Origin of the sequence: Pseudovibrio sp. POLY-S9 (assembly GCF_001431305.1) — a bacterium.
GTDB lineage: Bacteria > Pseudomonadota > Alphaproteobacteria > Rhizobiales > Stappiaceae > Pseudovibrio.
Genome location: NZ_LCWX01000248.1, coordinates 85,964 through 107,839 on the forward strand (window position 1 = coordinate 85,964; position 21,876 = coordinate 107,839).

At 50.9% G+C, this 21,876-nt stretch carries 17 protein-coding genes; 12 read left to right on the forward strand and 5 right to left on the reverse strand.

Annotated elements, in window-relative coordinates; all coding sequences use genetic code 11:
* From PPL9_RS28630 to PPL9_RS28660, 7 genes are all read left to right on the forward strand, one after another.
* The coding region (locus tag PPL9_RS28630) for a CaiB/BaiF CoA-transferase family protein (RefSeq protein WP_161831497.1) at window positions 1–597 on the forward strand (597 nt) is incomplete at its 5' end.
* 171 nt (window positions 598–768) lie between these two features.
* A complete protein-coding gene (locus PPL9_RS28635; RefSeq protein ID WP_208989702.1) occupies window positions 769–2,556 on the forward strand; it encodes an adenylate/guanylate cyclase domain-containing protein in 1,788 nt (595 codons plus the stop codon).
* A 140-nt stretch (window positions 2,557–2,696) separates the two neighbouring features.
* On the forward strand, window positions 2,697–4,598 hold the full coding sequence (locus PPL9_RS28640; RefSeq protein ID WP_057465909.1) for an ABC transporter ATP-binding protein: 1,902 nt from the start codon (window positions 2,697–2,699) through the stop codon (window positions 4,596–4,598).
* The gene (locus tag PPL9_RS28645; protein WP_057465910.1) at window positions 4,595–6,511 is read left to right on the forward strand and encodes an ABC transporter substrate-binding protein; all 1,917 of its coding nucleotides are present in this window, start codon (window positions 4,595–4,597) and stop codon (window positions 6,509–6,511) included. The genes PPL9_RS28640 and PPL9_RS28645 overlap by 4 nt, the downstream gene beginning before the upstream one ends.
* 126 nt (window positions 6,512–6,637) lie before the next feature.
* A complete protein-coding gene (locus tag PPL9_RS28650; RefSeq protein ID WP_057465911.1) occupies window positions 6,638–7,666 on the forward strand; it encodes an ABC transporter permease in 1,029 nt (342 codons plus the stop codon).
* On the forward strand, window positions 7,663–8,835 hold the full coding sequence (locus PPL9_RS28655; protein ID WP_057465912.1) for an ABC transporter permease: 1,173 nt from the start codon (window positions 7,663–7,665) through the stop codon (window positions 8,833–8,835). The genes PPL9_RS28650 and PPL9_RS28655 overlap by 4 nt, the downstream gene beginning before the upstream one ends.
* A gap of 16 nt (window positions 8,836–8,851) precedes the next feature.
* On the forward strand, window positions 8,852–9,445 hold the full coding sequence (locus PPL9_RS28660; protein ID WP_057465913.1) for a class I SAM-dependent methyltransferase: 594 nt from the start codon (window positions 8,852–8,854) through the stop codon (window positions 9,443–9,445).
* Here PPL9_RS28660 and PPL9_RS28665 read toward each other — a convergent pair.
* From PPL9_RS28665 to PPL9_RS28685, 5 genes are read right to left on the reverse strand one after another with little or no spacing between them, the layout of a single operon-like run.
* Complete coding sequence (locus PPL9_RS28665; RefSeq protein WP_208989703.1) at window positions 9,420–10,271, reverse strand: polysaccharide deacetylase family protein; 852 nt, start codon at window positions 10,269–10,271, stop codon at window positions 9,420–9,422. The genes PPL9_RS28660 and PPL9_RS28665 overlap by 26 nt on opposite strands.
* The gene (locus tag PPL9_RS28670) at window positions 10,261–11,460 is read right to left on the reverse strand and encodes a glycosyltransferase (RefSeq protein WP_057465962.1); all 1,200 of its coding nucleotides are present in this window, start codon (window positions 11,458–11,460) and stop codon (window positions 10,261–10,263) included. Before PPL9_RS28670 ends, PPL9_RS28665 begins: the two co-directional genes overlap by 11 nt.
* Window positions 11,460–12,590 carry a glycosyltransferase family 4 protein gene (locus PPL9_RS28675; protein ID WP_057465914.1) on the reverse strand — a complete coding sequence of 377 codons (1,131 nt, stop codon included), beginning with the start codon at window positions 12,588–12,590 and terminating at the stop codon, window positions 11,460–11,462. The genes PPL9_RS28670 and PPL9_RS28675 overlap by 1 nt, the downstream gene beginning before the upstream one ends.
* Window positions 12,590–13,828 carry a glycosyltransferase family 4 protein gene (locus PPL9_RS28680; RefSeq protein ID WP_057465915.1) on the reverse strand — a complete coding sequence of 413 codons (1,239 nt, stop codon included), beginning with the start codon at window positions 13,826–13,828 and terminating at the stop codon, window positions 12,590–12,592. Before PPL9_RS28680 ends, PPL9_RS28675 begins: the two co-directional genes overlap by 1 nt.
* 2 nt (window positions 13,829–13,830) lie before the next feature.
* Complete coding sequence (locus tag PPL9_RS28685; RefSeq protein ID WP_057465963.1) at window positions 13,831–15,072, reverse strand: glycosyltransferase; 1,242 nt, start codon at window positions 15,070–15,072, stop codon at window positions 13,831–13,833.
* Window positions 15,073–15,325: 253 nt separating this feature from the next.
* On the opposite strand from PPL9_RS28685, the gene PPL9_RS28690 reads away from it, so the two are divergent.
* The 5 genes from PPL9_RS28690 to PPL9_RS28710 all read left to right on the forward strand — a co-directional run bounded on the left by PPL9_RS28690 (window position 15,326) and on the right by PPL9_RS28710 (window position 21,728).
* The gene (locus PPL9_RS28690) at window positions 15,326–17,917 is read left to right on the forward strand and encodes an ABC transporter ATP-binding protein/permease (RefSeq protein WP_057465916.1); all 2,592 of its coding nucleotides are present in this window, start codon (window positions 15,326–15,328) and stop codon (window positions 17,915–17,917) included.
* Between the two features lie 100 nt (window positions 17,918–18,017).
* Window positions 18,018–18,458 carry a cyclic nucleotide-binding domain-containing protein gene (locus PPL9_RS28695; RefSeq protein WP_208989704.1) on the forward strand — a complete coding sequence of 147 codons (441 nt, stop codon included), beginning with the start codon at window positions 18,018–18,020 and terminating at the stop codon, window positions 18,456–18,458.
* A gap of 13 nt (window positions 18,459–18,471) precedes the next feature.
* Entirely contained in the window at window positions 18,472–19,293 is an 822-nt protein-coding gene (locus tag PPL9_RS28700) for an MBL fold metallo-hydrolase (RefSeq protein WP_057465917.1), read from the forward strand.
* Window positions 19,294–19,379: 86 nt separating this feature from the next.
* Entirely contained in the window at window positions 19,380–20,849 is a 1,470-nt protein-coding gene (locus PPL9_RS28705; RefSeq protein ID WP_057465918.1) for an adenylate/guanylate cyclase domain-containing protein, read from the forward strand.
* Window positions 20,850–20,960: 111 nt separating this feature from the next.
* Window positions 20,961–21,728 carry an SDR family NAD(P)-dependent oxidoreductase gene (locus PPL9_RS28710; protein ID WP_057465964.1) on the forward strand — a complete coding sequence of 256 codons (768 nt, stop codon included), beginning with the start codon at window positions 20,961–20,963 and terminating at the stop codon, window positions 21,726–21,728.
* The last annotated feature ends 148 nt before the right edge of the window (window positions 21,729–21,876 follow it).

The following is a 21,876-nucleotide window of genomic DNA, read 5'->3' on the forward strand; positions in this document are numbered from 1 at the left end:
ATCGGTGAAGGCGAATGGATCGATATGGCTTTGCTGGATGCTCAGGTCGGTGTTTTGGCCAATCAGGCGATGAATTATCTAAGCAGCGGCAATGTCCCTAGCCGTATGGGCAATGCTCATCCAAACATCGTTCCATATCAGGTATTCGAAGTGAAAGATGGTCATCTCATTGTGGCGGTTGGCAACGACACTCAGTTTGCGAACTTCTGCAAGATTCTCAGGCAGGAAGAACTGTCTGAGGACGAGCGCTATGCCACCAACCCGTCTCGTGTGAAGCACCGCGAGGAATTAACAGAAAAGCTTCAGGCTCTCGTGCTGAACTTCAATCGGGATGAACTCCTGTCAAAAATGGAAGAACGCGGCGTTCCGGCAGGTCCGATCAATACAGTTGCTGATGTTTTGCAGGATCCGCAAATTGAACACCGGCAAATGAAAGTCAACTTGCCAACAACATCTAAGCATCAAGGCGAGCAAACCTATGTCCGTACGCCAATTCGGTTTACTAATTCTAAGCTGAAACTGGAGAAGGGTGCACCAGCTCTCGATGAGCATAGAAATGAGATATTGAGAGAATTAGGCAAAGAAGCAGTAGAATAAAGACTAGCGACACCATGTGCAGGAAGGCAGTTTGACCCTCGGTCCGGGGAGTGGTTTAACGGGCTGGCATTCCTCACACAGGTGGGTCACGGTTTGAAACTTTGGAATAGGATCAGGCGTAAAGCAATCGGCATACGGCGGTGCTATTACAAGTTGTCATTGACGTGGTTGGTGAGCCTAACCTTCGTGACTGTTGTGACCTTGTGCGGCGGTATTGTGCTGTACATGTCTGTTCATACCAATCTGAAGAACACCCGAAGCTTGATCGAAAAAGCGTCGATCATGTCCACCGAGGCAATCAACAATGCCTTGAGTGCCTATATGACCCCGGCATTCTCCTCGGTACATGCAATCAAAGTTTATGCGGAAGAACAGCCAACGGCGCAAAATGCGATCTTTCGTGCCCGCCAGACGTTTCGTGGCGTACTGTTCGGGGTGAAAAGTGTCGAAGGCTTAGTGTTGTCACTGCCCAATGGAACAGTCTGGGGCTTGCGTCACGCCGAAAACCGGCAAGATCTGATCCCATTCCAGCCTGAACAAGATCTGTTTGAATTCTCCAGAATGCAAAGCATCGATGCGCAAACTGCTGAAGACCCATTCTGGGGAGATTTCTACGCATCTGGTGAAGATCCATTTGCAACGGCGACAAGCGCTATCAAGTTTGATGGAGAGACGATCGGCTACGTTTCCGCAATTATCACGATGAAGGGTGTTGGCTCGGTCCTCGCCTCTTCAAAAGAAGATGGAATTGGAAACGAAGTAGACGAAGAGGATGTCACTCGCTTTATCCTGACTGACAAAAATCGGGTGCTCGCGTATTCCTCTCCAACCAATGAGCTGCAACAGCACAATCTGCTGGCGCATGTCACAGAGTTTGGAGATCCCGTTCTTGCAAAGTTCGAGGGCAGTAAAGCTCAGCCCTTTAGTCAGCGTGCGCGCAAACGAGGCGTTGAACTGCATTTGATTTACGATGGCGAGGACATGTATGTTCTTGTTTTACAAAAGCTTGTTTCACCAGATGGCGAGGTCTACTACGTCGGTGAATATCAGTTGGCAAACTCGCGTTATGATGAGTTCACCCGTCTGATTAACTCGGTCTTTGCTGGCGTGGCTGTTGTGTTCCTGTCCGCACTTGTGGCGATCTTCTTCGCGCGTCGTCTGTCATCGCCGCTGAAAGGCATTGCTGCACGCGCTCAAAAGTTCGGTGCTCTGGAGTTTGAGCATCTTGAACCACTGCCACGCAGTCATATTCGTGAAGTAGATCAGATTACGTCCGCAATGAATGCCAGCACCAGCGGCTTACAAGCCATGAGCCGGTATATTCCAAAGTCGCTCTATTCCAAGTTGATGGCTATGGGGATCGACCGCGCAGCCAAAGCGAAAGAAGCTGAACTGACGATCCTGTTTACGGACATTGAAGGCTTCACGTCGATCTCCGAACACAGAAGCGCTGGCGAAGTGGCTGGTCTGCTCAATGATCACTTCAAACTGCTTGTGTCTGCTGTGGAGGCTCATCAAGGGACTGTCGATAAGTTCGTCGGCGACGGCATGCTCGCATTCTGGGGTGCACCAAACGAGATGGAAGATCATGCCCGCCGCGCAATCTCCGCTGCAGAAGATATGGTCAGCGCTATCCAGCAAGCCAATGCAGTTACACCCGAAAATGCTTTGAATGTGCGGATTGCCATTCACACAGGCCCAGTAATTGTTGGCAATGTAGGGGCGGTCGAACGTTGGAACTACACCATTGTTGGCGATGCCGTGAATGTGTGCAGTCGCCTGCAAAGTCTGGGTGGCACCATCTCCTCCGTTAAAGGAGCATGTGTGGTGTTGAGCGGTGAAACTGTTGAGAGAGCAGGCCGACCCGATAACGTAACCCATCGCGGTAGCCATGACATTCGTGGCCGGAAGGGCAAAGTCGAGGTTTGGCAGCTCAACTCGACCATATGCGACGACTGATAATCCCGGCATTGTCTTCTAGTTTAATTTAAGTGTGCCACGTAACCCAACCTCATTGAAAGAAAGCCCTGTTCTAGTGTGAAAGCCGCGAAAGGTTTTCTCGCGTGCGCTAGCAACAGACCAGTGAGGAAGGGACGCACGTGAACCTGCTTGACGTCAAAGGGTTGTCGGTAGAGTTTCATGGAGACGAAGGGCATCACCAAGTTGTCCGCGATGTGTCTTTTAGTGTCCCGGAAAACAAATGCGTCGCTTTGGTTGGTGAGTCAGGGTCTGGCAAGACTGTGATCTCCAGGGCGGTTATGGGGATCCTTCCTGCAAAATCTCGCATCACATCAGGTCAAATTTTATTTCGGGACAATCGCAAAAACGGTGAGAAAGTAGACATTGCAAAACTGCCTCCGGCTGGTCCTGCCATGCGCGCCATTCGCGGTGATCAGATTGCAATGATCTTTCAAGAGCCCATGGTCTCGCTCTCACCACTGCACACCATTGGAGATCAGATCAGCGAAGCAGCAAAACTGCACCGCTTTGTTGGCACTAAAGAAGCCCAGGAACTGACCAAGGATATGTTGCGTCTGGTTCATTTCCCCGAGCCCGAGCGCGCAATCCGTGCCTATCCATTTGAGCTCTCTGGCGGCTTACGGCAACGCGCACTCATAGCCATGGCGATGATCTGCCGCCCCACGCTTCTTATCGCAGATGAGCCGACAACTGCGCTGGATGTTACCATTCAGGCCGAAATTCTGAAGCTGATTAAGGAAGTACAAGCTGAACTGAACATGACACTGCTCATGATTACGCATGATTTTGGTGTAGTCACAAACATGGCCGATGAGGTTGTCGTGGTCTACAACGGTGAAGTCATGGAAAAAGGCAGCGTTGAAGACCTGTTCCTGACCCCGCAACACCCTTATCTGAAAGCGCTGCTCAACGCGGTTCCATCGCTTTCTATGGAGCCGGATGAGCGTCTTGTTCCAATCCGCCCAATCAAACCCCGCACGCATCATTCCGACTTTCAGCCAAGTCCGGTTGGCAAAGCTCACGCATTCCGTGGAACGCCGCTCATCGAGCTGGAAGGCGTTTGTAAGAACTTCACATTCAAGAACCTGCGCGGTAAAAAACGCAGAGGTATGACAACCGCACTCGACAATGTATCTTTGACGGTCCGTAGGGGCGAATGCCTTGGTATTGTTGGAGAGTCAGGTTCCGGAAAAACCACAGCCGCCCTTGCTATGTTGCGAGCTTTTCCTTTGACGCGTGGCAAAATTTCCTACACCACTGAGGACGGCCCACGCGATATTCAGGGCTTCTCTGAAAAAGAGCTCTTCCAATACCGTAAACGGGCTCAGATTATCTTTCAGGACCCGTTTTCTTCGTTAAACCCACGCCGAACACTCAACGAGATTCTGCAGGAGCCGCTCGTCATACACCGTATGGGCGACAGCCTCAGCCAAGGAGCGCGCATCCGGGAACTGATTGATCTTGTCGGCTTGTCGCCAAGATATCTGCGTCGTTACCCGCATTCCTTCTCCGGTGGCCAAAGACAACGTATTGGGATCGCAAGAGCTCTGGCGCTAAATCCGGAGTTCTTAATTTGCGATGAACCAACATCAGCGCTTGATGTCTCCGTTCAGGCACAGATCTTGAACCTTCTCAAAGACCTCAAAGATGAGTTGGGCCTGACCTATGTTTTTGTCAGCCACAACCTTGCTGTGGTTGACTACATTTCTGATCGCATAGCAGTTATGTGCAAGGGCAAGGTTGTCGAAGTCGGACCAACGCGGCAGATCATAGATAATCCGATCCATCCCTATACGCGTACACTTCTCAAAGCAGTGCCAGAACCCTCTTTGGACCACAAACTGGATTTTTCATCTCTGGCAGGAACCGCAAGCTCAGACCCAACACAATGGCCTTCGCCCTACCGGATGCGCTACTCAACCGTACCGTATTTGGTTGAGATTGAGACAGATCATTGGGTATGTGCTCCGGGAATGGAAAGTATGCGTGATATCGTCGGTTTAGGGGGGAGCCATATATGAGAAAATTTGGCCTCCTCCCGACGGTTGTTATGCTTATCAGTCTCGCAGTGCCCACGGTCTCTGCGGCTTTGGTCCTGAAGGAAACTCCGGGAATTCCGCCGGGCCTGCCATCTATCGTAGATCGTGTTCCCAAAGAACCACTTGTGACCTACCCTGATGATATTGGCCGCGTAATCGGAGTGCAGGGTGGTGCGCTGCATACGCTCATTTCGCGGCCTAAAGACGTGCGCCTGATCAATGTGTGGGGCTATGCAAGGCTGGTTGGGTACAATGAAAACCTCGAGTTAAATCCAGACATTTTGGAGAGCGTAGACAATCACTATGACAAGGTCTTCACTCTAAATCTGCGTGAAGGCCATAAATGGTCTGATGGCAGTTCCTTTAATGCAGAAGACTTTCGGTTTTGGTTTGAAGATGTCGCCCTAAACGAGGAACTGAACCCCATCGGCCTACCAGGGTTCATGCTGGTGGATGGTGAAGGTCCTGAGTTCTCAGTTATTGATGAGACGACTGTTCGTTTTGAGTGGCATGAGCCAAATCCTCTGTTCCTGCAAGAACTTGCAAAAGCACGCCCGCCGTTCATTTACCGGCCAGCTGCTTACATGAAGCAGTTCCATGAAGAATATGGAAATCCGGAATTTATCAGGCAGATCGCTCGTATTGAGAAAGTGCGCGGGTGGGCACCTTTGTTCAACCGCATGGACGACATGTACGGCGCATCCAATCCGCATATCCCCACATTGCAGCCATGGGTGCCACGAAACACTTCGGGGGATCGCAGAGCAGTTATGGAGCGTAATCCGTTCTTCCATCGCGTAGACAGTGCAGGCCAGCAACTTCCCTATATCGACCGCATAATTATGGATGTGGTGGATGGTAAACTTATTCCAGCAAAGGCGCTGGCTGGTGAAAGTGATTTGCAGGCACGTGGACTTGGGTTCTCTGATATTTCCGTTCTTAAACGTGGTGAACAGACACAGGATTATGACACCCGTCTCTGGCTCAATTCCAAGGGATCTGAGATTTCGATCCTGCCCAACCTTAGCGTCAAAGACCCAACATGGCGCAAACTCATGCAGGACCGCAGATTTCGCCATGCGCTCTCGTTGGGCATCGATCGTGAGCTCATAAATAAAGTGCTTTATTTTGGTTTGGGGAGAGCTGGCAACGATACGGTTCTCAACATTTCTCCGCTGTATCAGCCAGATTTTCAAACGGCCTGGGTGGAATTTAATCCAGACCTTGCTAATCAGTTGCTGGATGATATTGGACTGACTGATCGGCGAGGAGACGGCGTACGCTTGCTGGAAGACGGACGCCCGCTGCAACTCATTATTGAGACCACAGGCGAGAGTGCTGAACAGGATGATGCGCTGGAACTTGTTGCAGAAACCTGGAAGGAAATCGGTGTTTCTGCTTTTATCCGCCCAAGCCAGCGCGACACGATCCGGGCTCGTGCGCTCTCTGGTACTTTGATGATGTCTGTCTGGTCCGGTTTTGAAAACGGTGTACCAACAGCAGATATGCCGCCGATAGATTATGCTCCCACGCGCGAAGATTTTCTCTCATGGGCTCCATGGGGCAACTACTATGAGAGTGACGGACACGCAGGTGTTAAACCTGACTGGCCCCCTGCAATCCGTTTGATTGAACTCTTTGATCAATGGCTCGTGAGCAGTAGTTTTGAAGAACGGGATATGATCTGGGAGCAAATCCTGCAGATTCACGCAGATGAAACAATTCATATCGGTCTGGTCAATGCTGTCCGGCAGCCGGTGGTTGTTAAGGGGCTTTTGAATGTACCTGAAATGGGCATTTATGGATGGGATCCCGGTGCTCAGTTCGGCATCCACCGCATGGATCTCTTCTTTTTTGAAGACCTCTTACCGGATGAAGACGATCTCCCTCATTGATTTTTTCACTTGCCTTAAGCGCGGGCTAATAGGGCTTCTCAAACCTGATTAGATTTTCTCAGAGAAAGCCAAGAGAGCTCCTTTAGACTTCTCCCACGAGTGGTGTGAGAAAAGAAAGGGAAGCGGGTGCTCAATTACATCCTGCGGCGGCTGTTGGTGATGATACCAACGCTTGCTGCCATCAGTTTCCTGGTTTTCTTCATCATTGAATTGCCGGAAGGGGATTACATCTCCAACCAGATCTCCATGCTTCGCTCAACCGGAGAAAGTGCTTCCATTGGCAGACTGGAGTTTCTGCGCAAAGAGTTCGCTCTTGATAGGCCGTTTGTGGAGCGTTACGGAATTTGGGTGGGGCTCTGGCCCGGACCCAATGGGTTTGATGGACTAATTCAGGGCAATTGGGGCTGGTCCTTTGAGTATGACCAGCCAGTCGGTGAAGTGGTTGGCCCAACATTACCGCTTACAGTTGCGCTCAACCTTGCTACGATCCTCTTCATTTACTGCGTTGCCTTTCCCATCGGCATTTACTCCGCGACACATCAGTATTCGGTAGGAGATTACACCTTCACACTTATTGGGTATCTCGGCCTAGCGACCCCTAACTTCTTATTGGCATTGGTTTTAATGTATTTGGCCAACAGCTGGTTTGGACTGACGGTAGGGGGCATCATGGAGGAGCACTACATTGGCGAACCCTTGAGCGGCGGTAAAGCCCTGTCTATTGTGGCACATCTTATTGTTCCGGTGATTGTCATCGGAACATCCGGCACAGCTGCCATGATCCGCCGATTACGCGCTAACTTGCTGGATGAAATCTATAAGCAATACGTCACCACCGCTCGTTCAAAGGGAATGCGAGAAAGCAAACTCCTCGTCAAATATCCCCTTCGTGTCGCTCTCAACCCATTCATAGCGGATATAGGTAATCTAATTCCCTCGCTTGTGTCAGGCTCGGTTATTGTTTCTGTTGTCCTCAACCTTCCCACTGTCGGTCCTGTCCTTCTTGGTGCGCTTCAATCGCAGGATCAGTTCCTTGCAGGGTTTATCCTCCTCTTCGTTTCCATCCTCACACTGATTGGCATGTTGGTCTCTGATGTCTTGCTTGGTTATCTGGATCCACGAATTCGCCTTGGAAAAGAAGGGTCAAGACAATGAGCCCGGGCGAACGTGGAGAGGACAAAGCAGAGCACTACGTCAACCCAAAGGGCTTTGATCCCAAGGATGTAGAGATCCTGACCCGAGAGCAGGAGAGATACTATCAGGCGCCACAATGGAAAATCATCTGGTGGAAGTTCCGCAAGCATAAGCTGGCCGTGATCTCAGTGATCGTCCTCTTCTTCTTCTACCTATGCGTCCCTTTTGCAGAAATTATTGCACCTTATCCGGTGGCAAAGCGAAACGTAGATTTCCTCTTTGCTCCACCACAAGCCATCCACTTGTTCCATGAAGGCAAGTTGGTTGGACCCTTTGTGTATGGTCTGAACCCTTCAGTTGATCTGGAAAATTTGAAGTGGGTCTATGAAACAGACACCACAAAAGTTCAAAAGCTCCGGTTCTTTTGCAAAGGAGACCCCTACAAGTTCTGGGGCCTGTTTCCCGCAAGCCTTCACGTTATTTGCCCCGCGAAAGACGGGACGCTGTTTATTGCAGGAACGGACAGATTGGGGCGTGATCAATACTCAGGCCTCGTCTATGGAGCGCGACTGTCTCTCACCATTGGCCTTGTTGGGGTAAGCATATCCATGGTGCTTGGTGTCTTGCTCGGCGGACTTGCTGGTTTCTTCGGTGGGTGGATCGATAGCTCAATTCAACGCGTTATCGAAATTATGCGCTCATTACCTGAACTCCCACTCTGGATGGCTCTATCTGCCGCCTTGCCCATAACGTGGTCGCCGGTCTGGATTTACTTCGGCCTGACGGTCATTCTGGGCCTGTTGGACTGGCCGGGTTTGGCGCGTGCCGTCAGATCTAAATTGCTCTCATTGCGAGAAGAAGAATATGCCAAGGCCGCAGCTCTGATGGGGGCTAGCCCAAGCCGTATCATCGTCAAACACTTGCTTCCCGGTTTCACGAGTCACCTTGTTGCATCAGCAACGCTTTCTGTACCGGCGATGATACTTGGTGAAACGGCTCTGTCCTTCTTGAATCTCGGACTGAGGAGGCCCGCTGTATCCTGGGGTGTTCTTCTCAATGAAGCTCAGAATATCTCCGTCGTTACCATTTATCCGTGGTTGATGGCGCCAGTTATTCCGATCATCATTGTCGTTCTTGCCTTCAACTTCATGGGCGACGGGCTGCGCGATGCAGCTGATCCTTATAAGTAGCTGGAGCCTCAATATAATGGAAGATCTCTCAGGTGATTGGGATCGCCAGTACGAAGCAGGTCGCTGGCATTTTCTTAATGATATCAAAGAGGCTGCCCGCTACGGAATTCTCTCTGCATGGCTTGGGCAAACAGCAACAACACATGCGGTCCTTGATGTCGGCTGCGGTGAAGCAATTCTGTATCACTATCTCAAGTCATCAGGCTTGCAGCAGTATTGTGGTGTCGATCTCTCAGAAATTGCACTAAGCAATGCCAAGGTTGGGGAGGAGCATGTGCAACTGGTGCAATCTGATCTAGAGAGCTTCAACGCTAATCCAGAGGAGACGTTCTCAGCAGTTGTCTTCAATGAAGTGCTCTACTTTTGTGAAGAGCCAGAGTTGCAACTCAATCGCTATGCAAAATTTCTTGAAGATGACGGCGTTATTGCAATCTCCATGTACACGCCAGCTCGAGAAAAATCAGGGGCAAACAAGTCCATTAAGAAGATCTGGGATGAAACGGACAAAACAGATCATTGGCAAGTGCTCGATGACCTTGAGTTAAAGTCTTTTTCAAAGAATGTAGGGTGGAAACTACGGTTGGTCAGACCTGCCCGGCAGCCAAAGTAAAATCGTGTTTTGCTTGATCCAGAAGGTCTTGAGAACTAAGCCATTCAACTGCAGAGTGAGCAGACGTGAGCTTGAAAAATGCCTCCAGAAACTCAGAGCAGCCTTCACCATGATCCAGATGATGTGTCAGCAGTCCGATCGGCTCAGCGACATTGGTTCGACGTCGGCAAAGCTGCAGATCTAACCGTTTGCGAGCTGCCTCCCAACCGATAAAGCGTTTGTTTTTCTTCCATTTGATGATGTCGACGTGGCTTTGGAGGCGTGGCAGGCGGAAATGATTGATCCAGGTAAATGCGGATAATCCGTAATCGCCTTGCTGCTTAAGGAGATGCACAGCACGCGGCGCAATTCGGTTCCAGGGAGGCACAAACAACGGCACAAAGCGTTCACCGAACAAGTTTTGCAGGATCTCTCGGCCTTCTGCCAGTTCTTTTGCCATTTCCTTAGACGTTCGCCACCAGCCAAACTCACTGGCTTTCTCGCCGTATATTTTCTTCTGATAATTCTTATGCTGCCAACCATGATGAACGGCATGAACATCCTGCGTGTTTGCAAGACGCTGTGCGAGTGCATCTGTTGCGAACTTGGGAATAACGGCAAGCGAAAGCGGAATGCGGAACCGGTCAGAAAACACAAGCAATTCTTCAAGCGCAGGAGTTGGCGAAACAGCATCATCGTCCCGCCACCAGAACTTGACAATAAGGCCGCGCTCTTCAAACCAATTGAGGTGCTGGGTGAGATGATGTTCAAACACCCCTTGGCCGTCACCTGCGAAGTGTCTGCTTTCCGGAACAGGCTCAAAGACAGGAGCAATACTAGAGATCACGAGAAACGTTCCTTTCCCAGATAATCCCGAGCGCATGGTCCATGGGTGTTTCCATGCCAAGATCTGCGGCAAGCACTTGAGCTGAAATCTCTGCTCCATTGAGTGCGACGTGTAAGTCTGGAGGGGGAAGCGAGAGTGCTTTTTGTGCTGCTTGTGCAAGCGTATTAGGGCTGAGCACTTTTTCGGGCACAGCCACAGCTCTGTGATGTTTCATGAGGCTGAGCGCGCGTTGAGTTTGCTCTGTCTCAGCTTCTTGCGCGAAAGGAACCAGAACGGATGGAATGCCTGCACGCAGGATATCGACAACCGTGTTGTAACCAGCTTGAGAAATAGAAAGTTTGGCATTCTTCAAAAGCGCAGGGAAATCTTTTCGAGCCCGCTCAATAATGAGCTCTGGTGAGGAGTGCCTGGAAAGTTGTTGGAACTCAGCGTCGGGAACGTCCTGTCCAACAAGCACGCGCCACCGATGGCTGATGTTGGGTGACATATGGTTGGGAGCAGACAGTGCGGCCCGCAACAAAGCAGAGCCGACAGCTCCGCCTCCGCACGAAACGATAATCTCGTCCGTACCGTCAATTGAAGGTGCGGATGTTGTACGGTCATCACTGATATAGCCCGTGTAGCGGATATGCGAACTCACCCTGTTTGAGAACGGAAAACTCTCATCAAACGTAATGAGTTGTGGGTCTGAATGGACAAGGATCCGATCATAAAAGGCAGAGGCTTGTGAAGCCATCCATTCTTCTTTCCATAACTCGTCCTTGCGCACCAGAATGTCACGTACAGAGCAAACAACCCAGGGTGGGGAGAGCTTGCTGCCAGCACATTCAAGAAGACGCGTCATCTCGGCTGCAAACATCCTGCGCCCAAAGGGGTAGGTTTCTGTGATCAGTAAGTCAAAATGCTCAGAGGAAAAGGCAGAAAGCGTTGCCGTGATGCGTTTCTCCCACCAAGCCTCATCAATTGGGAGGTTATGCTCATCCAGCAGAACATCAAATTTTGCATTGGCGGCACGCACAGCAGGCAGCCGGACAACCGAAAGGCTGTCACAATTCAGCGTGTCAGGAATACGGTTCCCAGTTGCAAGGGTCACTGCAATGCCTTGACGAACCAGCGCCTTGGCAAGCGCCACTGCCCGGACGATATGGCCCGAGCCAAGTAAGTGCTGAACATGGATGAAGGCTTTCATCATCGGCCTCCGTGAACTCTCCGTTTAAACTTGTGATGTTCAAGAGCTGCGTTGAGCACCTTATCCAGCCCTCGCGCCCCAGCTTCAAGACTATGGTTTTTGTGAATGTTTTCTATAGCTGCGAGCCCCATATTCTCCCGCTTGTGTGTGTTTTTTATGAGAGACATCAGGTTTTGAGCTAAAGCAGAGGCGTCGCCTTCATCTGAAAGCAAACCACTGGTACCTTCCTCCACGATGTCAGGTACACCAAACACCCGCCCACCAACCACGGGCAAGCCACAGGATTGAGCCTCCAGAAACACAAAGCCAAAGGCTTCGCGAATGGCAGGCCAGACAAAAATGTCGTGAGACCGGTAAAGACGCGGCATCTCTTGCCAAGGGATGAGCCCGACAAACTCGGTGCGTGCCGGATCAAACAGCGGTTCTATCTCACCTCGGGCCGGACCATCTCCGGCAATGGTCAGGCGCCATGGCAAATCGGCAATCTGTTTCAGGGCGGCAGCAAGCACCATGTATGAAAATTGCTTGTCGCCTTCACGCATCATACCCGCACACAGCAGCCGTATCTTTCCATCAGCCGAGCCTTTGGTGACACTGTGACTGACCTCAAACTTTGCAGTTTCCAAAAATGGTGGCAGAACCGTCAGAACATCTTCATTCAGGACCTCTTTCAGGCATTGTGCATCAGATTTAGTCAGAGCGACCACCTGACTGGCCTGAGCAAGAGCTGCATCAGCTGCATTAAACCCGAGAGCCCAGTTGCCTGCCTGTCGTTTTGGGGCACGACTGGCTTCCACGACCACATAAGGAATGTTGAATTTCGCGCACAGGTACGGGCCGATCCAGTCAGGTGCTTTGTGGTAGAGGTGATACGTGAGAAACACATCAGGCACTTCACTGTGTTCAATCCAGCGCTCTGCGATAGCCTTTGCCTCTGTAAGCGCCAGCTCTTTCACGTCGCGTGTCACGTCCTCACCACCCTCAGCGCGCCAGCTGCGAAAAGTGGAGGCAATTTCAACTTCATGCCCCGCCAAATGTAATGCTCGCACGATCAATCGCCCCATGGTTCGGTCTCCCGAAGGCACAGGGTGGTCAATAGGCTTCATGGGCGCTGTAAAGGCGACTTTCATCAGCAGGGCTCCAAACTTCTCGAGAACTTCTCCTCCAGAAAATCCAAACCGGGCGAGGCGCTGAACCGGCGATGAACGCTTTCAAACGCATTGGTTCCAATGCGCTCTCGCTCAGAAGGGCGGGTGATCAGAAGCTGCAGTGCCTCTGATAAGGCTGAGATGTCTTCAGCAGGGCAAAGCAGGCCAGTCTCATTACTTTCAATGATTTCAGGAAGAGCAGATACCTCTGTTGAAACACACGGCAACGCCATAGCTTGTGCTTCCATCACCACGTTCGGCAGACCGTCCCGGTCACCTGACTTTGAGACACGACAGGCAAGAGCGAATATATCGGCGTTTTCCATCTCTTCCAACACAAGCTTCCTCGGTTGGGCTCCCAGCCACGATATACGGTCATCCAGACCAAGTTGCACACCAAGGTCCTTGAGTGAACATGACAGCTCACCTCCACCGATGTGAGTGAAGTGCCAGTTCAGGTCCTTTGGGAGTTTGCTGAAAGCGCGCAGCAAGTTGTCATAACCCTTCTTGTCTACCAGTCGCCCGACGGAGATAATCCGAACGCCGTCAGCTCCTGTTCCATCCCGTAACGTGGCAGGACGGGGAGCCTCAGGAAATCCGCAAAAATCGAGACCATGATAAACAAGACTGATTTTGTCAGGTTCCTTGCAAAGGGAACGCAGGTAAGCAAGGTTTGCTTTGGTACAGGTTACTCCCCAGACAGCATCAGCAAGTTTTGTCTCAAGCTCCCACCGTTCTGTGGTCCATATGTCTTTGGCATGAGCTGAGAATGACCAGCGACGCCCCGAGAGCAGAGCCGCATAACGTGCAACACTACAAGGGCTGTGAAGGTAATGCGTGTGTATCCAGATAACATCCTCTGGCAGTTCATGAGCCATCACACAAGCTTGCCCCCATCGGCGGAAGCGCTCTGCATTTTTCTTGTTCTCTAGGTCTTTTTCAAAACATGCTCTGGCTGCTGCATATGCCGGTTGTTTCTTTGCCCATGCCATAGCTTTTTGGACACGAGGAAGATCATCCTTGAGATACTCAGTGAGGTAAAGCACGTCGGAAGTGATCTTCTCGTGGACGTCATGCACATAAGGATCATAGGGGTGGCGCAGCGCAACAATAAGCTGGCCTACACCGCGTTCCTGCAGACCGTAGATTTCCTGGGCAATAAAGGTCTCGGAAAGACGAGGATACCCTTTAACAACCACAGCAATGCGACCAACTTCCATCACTACCCCGCATTATATGTCAGTTTGACATCGCCTCGAGGACCAAGACGTTGTGATAAATGCTGTTCACGCATGCCAAGAATTTCGGCAGTTCGCAGATTGATAATATCCAAACCGCCCAGATAGTTTTCGGAATGAGCATGAGACGGCGGTGCGATAAATGGTAGGTTTGCCAATGCTTTCACCATCAGCTCAACACTCGGGTATGAGTCAATCGGAAGCATTTGCGCAAGACCCAGCCGCTGGGCTTGCTCAGCTCGAATAGCCTGCTCTCTGCGTGGCACAACACGTGGAACCAGAAGGGCTGGATTGTCAAAGGAGAGGATCTCGCAGAATGTGTTGTACCCTCCCATGCCAATCACAGCAGTCGCATTGGCCATGTAGGGCTCAATTTCAGGGGTAAATCGAAGGATCTCAACATCGCGCAAATGAGATGCACGCGTTGTAAACGCTTCCACATCTGCCTTGCTCATGAAAGGTCCAAGGACAATGAGAGCAGGGAACAAGGGACGCAAACGTGCTTCATAGGCCCGTATGACCCAATCGACGAGCTCAACACCGTCACCGCCCCCGCCCGGGGTCACCAACACATAGGGGGCACCATCAAAGGGCGCTGTGAAATCCTGAGCTGAACTTGGCATTGACCGGCGCAGGTAGCCGGTAAAGAGCGTCTTTTCCATCACCGACTGGTCAAAGCCAAGCCCATCCAATGGATTGTTCATCACTGAAGGGCCGTAAACCCAGATCTCATCATAAAGATCATTGAGAGCAGGGTAGGCGCGTTTGCGAAGCCACTCCTCCTTCAGAACATGCGGGTCATCCATCACATCGCGAAGACCCAAAACCAGCCGTGTTTTTTGCCCCTTAAGGTATTGAAGCGAGGGGAGAACCTCACCGCGCAGCCCAAGCGGCTCCTTATCGACGATGAAGATATCAGGTTTAAACACCTTGGCCGTGTGTTCGATGATGGATGATCGGATGGCGATCGTCTCATTGATATCAAGCTGTAGGGAGAGCGAAGTGTACTCACCACTGCGCAGTTTGATCACGCCCGGAATGCGGACAAAATCGACCCGGGAACGAAACTCGAAACTACCAATGATGGGAGATCCTGAAAGGATGAGAACGGACATTTCCTGGAAGGAGCCAACCAAAGATTGTGCGATTGTGCGGCACCGCCGCAGATGGCCCAATCCAAAGGTGTCGTGGCTATAAATCAGAATTTTTGGCGTCATTACCGTCATGCGCTTCTTATTCCATCTGCTGCGCATAAACCTCAGCATCAGATCAGTTTGGCGGGGGAGGGCCACCAAGGAACGGTCAAACCTGCTTTGAAGCGTTTAAACACCAAAGAAGTACCCCCATAAATCCAAGGGATCTTGCGGGTTTATGCCGTTTTTTAAGATCTTAAAGCGTAAAGTTCCCTTGCGTCAGTTAGAGCGTAAATCGCATCGCCTCAGTTTGGGTTAGCCTGATCTGAGCTTAATCGGAGTGGACATGGAAAAATCGCTTTTCCAATTCATCTGGAAGAACTCAGCCCGCTATCAAGTGGCGATTCTTCTAGTCACCATATTGTCCTATCCGGTGAGTTACATCCTGCTGGATCTACCTAAGACAATTACCAATGAAGCAATTCAGGGTAGCAATTTTCCAGTAGAACTTTTCGGAATGCAGCTCGGTCAGATTCAGTATCTGGCGGTGCTATGTATTTTGTTTTTGGTTCTTGTTGTTGTTAGCAACTGCATCAAGCTCTACCTCAATGTCTACAAGGGTAGACTGGGTGAGAGGATGCTACGCCAGTTGCGGTTTGAGCTGTTTCAGCGCGTACTCCGCTTCCGCCTGCCTCACTTTAAGAAGGTCAGCTCCGGCGAGATCATACCAATGATTACCGCCGAGGTCGAGGATGTTGGTGGTTTTGTTGGCGAGGCCTTCGCTTTGCCAGCCTATCAAGGCGGAATGCTGGTCGTTCAGGTCGGCTTTATTTTCATGCAGGACCCACTGCTCGGGCTGGCCGCTATCTCACTTTATCCGGTGCAGGGATATATCATCCCCAAGCTTCAACAGAAGGTCGTTCGCCTGTCTCGCCAACGTGTGAAGAATGTGCGCGTGATCGCCGATAAGGTGGGGGAGAGCATCTCAGGTATCTCCGAGATTCATAGCAACGACACCTCAGCGTGGCATTCAGCAGACCTCTCAGACAGACTCTATCGAAACTTCCGTATTCGTTTCGATATCTATAATCGCAAGTACTTCATCAAATTCGTCAATAATTTCATGAATCAGCTGACGCCGTTTTTCTTCTACTTTATCGGCGGCTATCTGGTCATCAAAGGGCAGCTCAGCATCGGTGCGTTGATTGCGGTGATTGCAGCCTACAAGGATCTGGCTGGTCCATGGAAAGAGCTGCTGGCCTACTACCAAATGACCGCAGACGTCTCAGTCAAATACCAGACAGTGGTTGAAAACTTCGACCCACCTGATCTCTACGACAAGCAACGCCTGCTGGATGATGAATCTCTGGTGCTCACAGGCCCACTCACCCTAGATAAACTAGGGCTATCAGGAGTAGGGACCGGGCAGGAAGTGCATAATGTTTCACTTAATGTCGAGCCGGGTAAACCACTGGCTGTTTCTGGTGTGGATGGTTCTGGACGCGCTGAATTGTTGCAGATGGCAGCTGGATTGCTGAGCCCCACGTCAGGATCAGTCACCATCAACAACACCAATTTCGAAAGCATGCCAGAAGCGACCTTGGGTCGGCAGATTGCCTACGTGGGTGGTCATTTGCATGTCTGGACGGGGACAATTCGCGATAATCTCTTTTACGGGCTGCGTCATCGGCCTCAGGAAAAAGTAGAGTACGAAGGCAGTGATCTGAGGAAAAGGCAGCGTCAGTTGAAGGAAGCTGCCATGACACTCAATCCTTACTTTGATTTGAAAGCGCGCTGGGAAGATTACGAGCTGGCCGATGCAGGTTCCATGCAGGAGCTGGAAGACAAAGCCCTCGAGCTGTGTAAAGTAGCAGGCTTCTCACGTGATCTGTACTTGCTGGGCGTTGAGACAGTCATCAATCCAAACGAGACTGAAGAGCTCAATGGCGGCCTCATGCCCAAATTGGTTGAGGCGCGGAAAGCCTTGCGCGAGAAAATCCAAAATGACACGAAACTTCAAAATCTCGTCGAGTTCTGGGACCCTGAAAAATTCAATATGTCTGCCAATCTTGCGCAGAACCTGTTTTTTGCAAGTCCCAAAGTACACTTCATGACCATTGAACATGTTCCGACAGACCCGCAGATTTCAGCTTTCCTCAAAGAGACCGGGTTTGATGTGCTTCTGGCGGATATCGGACTGAAAATTGCAAAGACTATGGTCGAACTGTTTGCTGATGTGAGTGCAGACAGTGATTTGCTGAACAGGTACTCTTTCATCAGTCGTGAGGATCTTCCGGAGTTTGCCCGTATTGTGAATGAGCAAAAGGGTGAACAGCGGCGCAAACGGCTCAAAGATGTAGATCGGGCCCGTTTGATTGCGCTGGCGCTCAAGCTCATTCCAGCAAAGCACCGCCTTGGTGTCTTGGATGATGATATGCGGGAGAAGATCCTTGCAGCTCGGAAACAGTTTATGGAAACAGTGGGCAAAGACAATGAGCGTTTCGAGTTCTTTGATCCAGACACTTATCTCACCACTTTGAGCATCGAGGACAATCTGGTCTTCGGCCACGCAAGGTTAGACCGCCGCGATGCCCGTCAGAAAATACAACAAGTTCTGCAGGAGCTCGTGCGTGAAAGAGATCTGATCGCCCCAATTCGCCGCGCTGCCTTCGATTATCAGGTGGGCATTGCTGGTGCGAAGTTATCCTCCCATCAACGTAGGTTGATCTGTCTGGTTCGTGCCCTGTTGAAGAATGCACACATCTACGTTCTGGATGAGACAGCAAACAGTGTAAGTTCAACAGATAAGACCCTGCGCGAAGACCTCAGGAAGCTCATGAGTGATAAAATTCTCATGTTCGGAGTAAGTAATGAAAGTGTTGCTGAGGAGTTTTCTACGACGCTTCACCTAGAAAATGGGAGGGTTATCGAAAGATAGTCTTGGGAACTATGGTGAAACAAAGGCGAGATGATGTGAGCTGGAACACAGTTTGCTGGGAGAACTTCAGCTATGCTCATCAAGTTATTGGGAGTGAAATGTGACTATTGATGCAGAAGTCCAAGCTTTAAGCCGTGTCCCTCTCTTTCAGGGATTGGAACCAAGCAAACTGCGTCTTCTTGCGTTCATCAGTGACCGCATGGAGTTTCAGGATGGGGAGCATTTGTGCCATCAGGGAGATGATGGTGACAGTGCATTTGTTGTCCTTTCCGGTGAAGTTGCTGTGTTTGTTGATGAAAATGAGGTTGCACGGGTCGGTCAATATGCCATCATTGGTGAGATTGCGATCCTGTGTGATGTGCCAAGAACAGCGACCTTACAGTCAGTGGGCACAACTCACATTCTGGCAATATCCAAAGACGATTTTTTGAAGCTCATCGCGGAGTTTCCGAAAGTTTCGCTCGAGATAATGCGTGTATTGGCGTTGCGATTGGAAAAAACGACCAGAGAACTTGCGCAGGCACGCCCTGCGTCCACTTGAAAGGCCAGATTACTTGAACGAGTTTTCTCTTAAAATTTGGGGTGTTCGCGGTTCAACAGCTGCTGCTGGTCCCGAAACACTTAGATACGGCGGAGAAACAACCTGCTTTGAAATCCGGGCGGGGGACGTTCTGTTGATGGTCGACTGTGGGTCTGGTGCACGCAATCTGGGCAAAGAGTTGATGAAAGGCCCACACCGCGACATCGATCTTCTCTTCACGCATACACATCTCGACCACATTTGTGGTTTGCCTTTCTTTGAGCCTGCGTACGATCCCAATTTCAGTATTCGTCTAACCGCAGGCCATTTTAATGACCCGTGTGATTTGAAGGACATCATCTGTCGGATCATGTCACCCCCTATTTTCCCGGTAGGGGCGAACACGCTAAGTGCTGTTTCCTTTAAAAGTTTCAAGGCAGGGGACACCCTGAAGAAAGACAATGGGCTGATAATCAAAACTGTTGCGCTAAACCATCCTGGCGGTGCCTGTGGCTACCGGATGGAGTTCAATGGTAAGTCCATGTGCATCATCACAGATCACGAAATGGGGAGCGAATCTCACGATGCAGCTGTCCTAGAGTTTATCCGTGATGCAGATGTTGTGATCCAGGATGGGATGTACACCTGTGCCGAATACCCTAAGTATAAGGGTTGGGGACATTCCACATGGGAGCATGTGGTCGGAATATGCCAGCGCGCCAACGTGAAAACGCCCGTGATCTTTCATCACGATCCGCGTCGCACGGATGATGAATTGGACGAGATAGGTTTGGCTGCCCAGCAGATGCATCCACGAGCAATCGTGGCCTCTGAAGGGATGGTCTTCAAACCTTAAGTTCATTCACCCGTCGCTCGCAACAGATCGGATGAAACTGCGAGCAAACCAGCAACACCTGTTGAATGGTGTGACGGGAGACAAGTGTGGCAGTTGGAAGTGGTCCAGAAAATTCCGATCCTTCAAAAAAACGTGGATCTGAGAAAAAGCCGGATGTGGACTTGAGCGAAAAGTTCCATGGCATCTCTTACCAGAAGAAAGCTGAACCTAACTTCTACCAGCAGCTGAAGCGCGGTGTTTTAGGGCCAAAAGCTCCGGAAGGGGACTTGCCTTTACGTGTGCGTAGTGAAGTAGCGCGTCAGGAAGCGGCCTCCGAACGTCTGATCGGTATCGTCCAGCTTGGCGTCATTATCTTTTTTGCTGTTCTGTACGCCCTTGCTCCGAGGGCCGAAGGCACTATGGGCTTCAACTTCGTTCCCATCGCCTTTTCCTGTTATCTCGTCTTTACGCTTATTCGTATTTACGTCTCTTTCAGAACCACCCTGCCGGTCTGGTATCTGGTCCTGTCTATCATGGCAGACGTGGCGCTTCTGGTCGGATTGATTTTCTCCTTCCACATCCAGTATGCCCAACATCCCACTTTTTACCTCAAGGCCCCGACCTTGATGTACCTGTTCCTGTTCATCGCTCTGAGAGCCCTCCGCTTTGATCCAAGATACGTGATCCTCACTGGCGTTTTCGGAGCCCTGGGTTGGTTAGGGTTGGTGTTCTATGCTCTGACCTATCAAGGTGGCTCAACACTCATCACTCGAAACTACATCGAGTATCTGACCGGCGAGGCGGTTCTCATCGGGGCAGAGCTGGATAAGTTGATAATCATCCTGTCAGTGACAGCGCTTCTTGCCCTTTCGATTTTCAGAGCCCGACGGACCTTCTTCTCAGCCATTCGCCAAAAGAATGCAGTAAAAGACTTGAGCCGATTTTTCACGCCGGAAGTTGCAAATTCCATTGTGGAATCTGAAAGCAGGCTTATGGCTGGAACCGGTGAAATCCGGGATGTTGCCATCCTTCTTGTAGACATCCGGTCCTTTACAAAAACTGCCGCCAAACTGCCGCCAGAAACCACCATGCGGGTTTTGAGCCTCTACCAAAAGAAAGCTGCAAAGGTGATTTTGGGAGAGGGAGGCAAAATTGATAAGTTCCTTGGTGATGGAATTCTTGCAACCTTCGGCGCTGTATCAGACAGCGAAACGTATGCAGCTGATGCGTTGCGAGCAGGTGTCGAACTGACTCACATTCTGGAGGAAGAGTGCGCCGATCTGGAAGCTGCAGGCTGGCCCATGAAATTTGAAGTTGGTGTAGGGGTCGCAGCAGGTCCGGTCAGTGTTGGAGTTGTTGGTGTGCGGGACCGGTTGGAGTTCACCGTGATCGGTGATGCTGTCAACCGCGCTGCAAAGCTGGAAGCCGCCAACAAGGTCCAGGGCACGCGGTTCCTGACAGATGGTGCAAGTTATTCCATGGCTCTACGACAAGGGTATAAGGGAAACATGATAGATTTAAAGTCTGAGTGTGTTGCGGGAATCAATGGAAAAGTAGACCTTGTGGCTTTGGCGTGAGAATGATTTTCTCATGCCGACCCGCAATCCAGCATTTTGCTGCTTTCAAAGAATTTTGGCGGGAGCTTTGAAAGACAGCGGGGCAAACAAAATGAATCGGGATGGGATTCCATGCAACTTAATAAAGAAATTGCAGCCGTTGTAACCGGCGGCTCATCAGGTCTTGGCGCGGCAACCGCACGGAAATTGGCTGGCCATGGCGTTAAAGTAACTCTTTTCGACGTGAATGAAGAAGCTGGTAAAGCACTGGCACAAGAGATTGGTGGTCAGTTCGTCAAAGTTGACGTCACCAGCGATGACAGCGTGAAAGCAGGTCTGGATGCAGCTGAAGCAGCGCACGGCCCAACACGTATTCTCGTCAACTGTGCAGGTATCGCGCCTGTTGCAAAAACCACCTCTCGTGGTGAGCCGCACCCAATGGATATGTTCCAGACGGTGATCAACGTAAACCTTGTCGGCACATTCCGCTGTACGTCGTTTGCTGGAACACGCATGGCAAATCTTGAGCCACTGACAGAAGATGGTGAACGCGGCGTGATCATCTCCACTGCATCTGTGGCAGCATTTGACGGTCAGATCGGCCAGGCAGCTTATGCAGCGTCTAAAGGTGGCATTGCCGCTCTGACATTGCCTGTTGCACGCGACTTGTCTAAGTCCGGCATCCGCGTGATGACTGTTGCACCGGGTATCTTCGAAACTCCAATGCTACGTGGCCTCTCTCAGGAAGTGCAGGACTCACTCGGTCAGCAGGTGCCGTTCCCGTCCCGTTTGGGCCGCGGCGACGAATACGCTCAGCTGGTGGAAGCAATCTGCACCAACCCAATGCTGAACGGTGAAACCATCCGCTTGGATGGCGCAATCCGTATGGCACCGCGCTAAGCAATTCTCTGGTCTGAGAGCGTTGAGTTCTCAGGCCAGCTTCTGGTTGCGAAACAACCAGACCTACCAATATGGTCTAATCCAAAGGTCGACTAAGTGCTTAGGCACACCCTCGTGCAGTGGTATCTTAGTCCTGCTAAGTTCATCG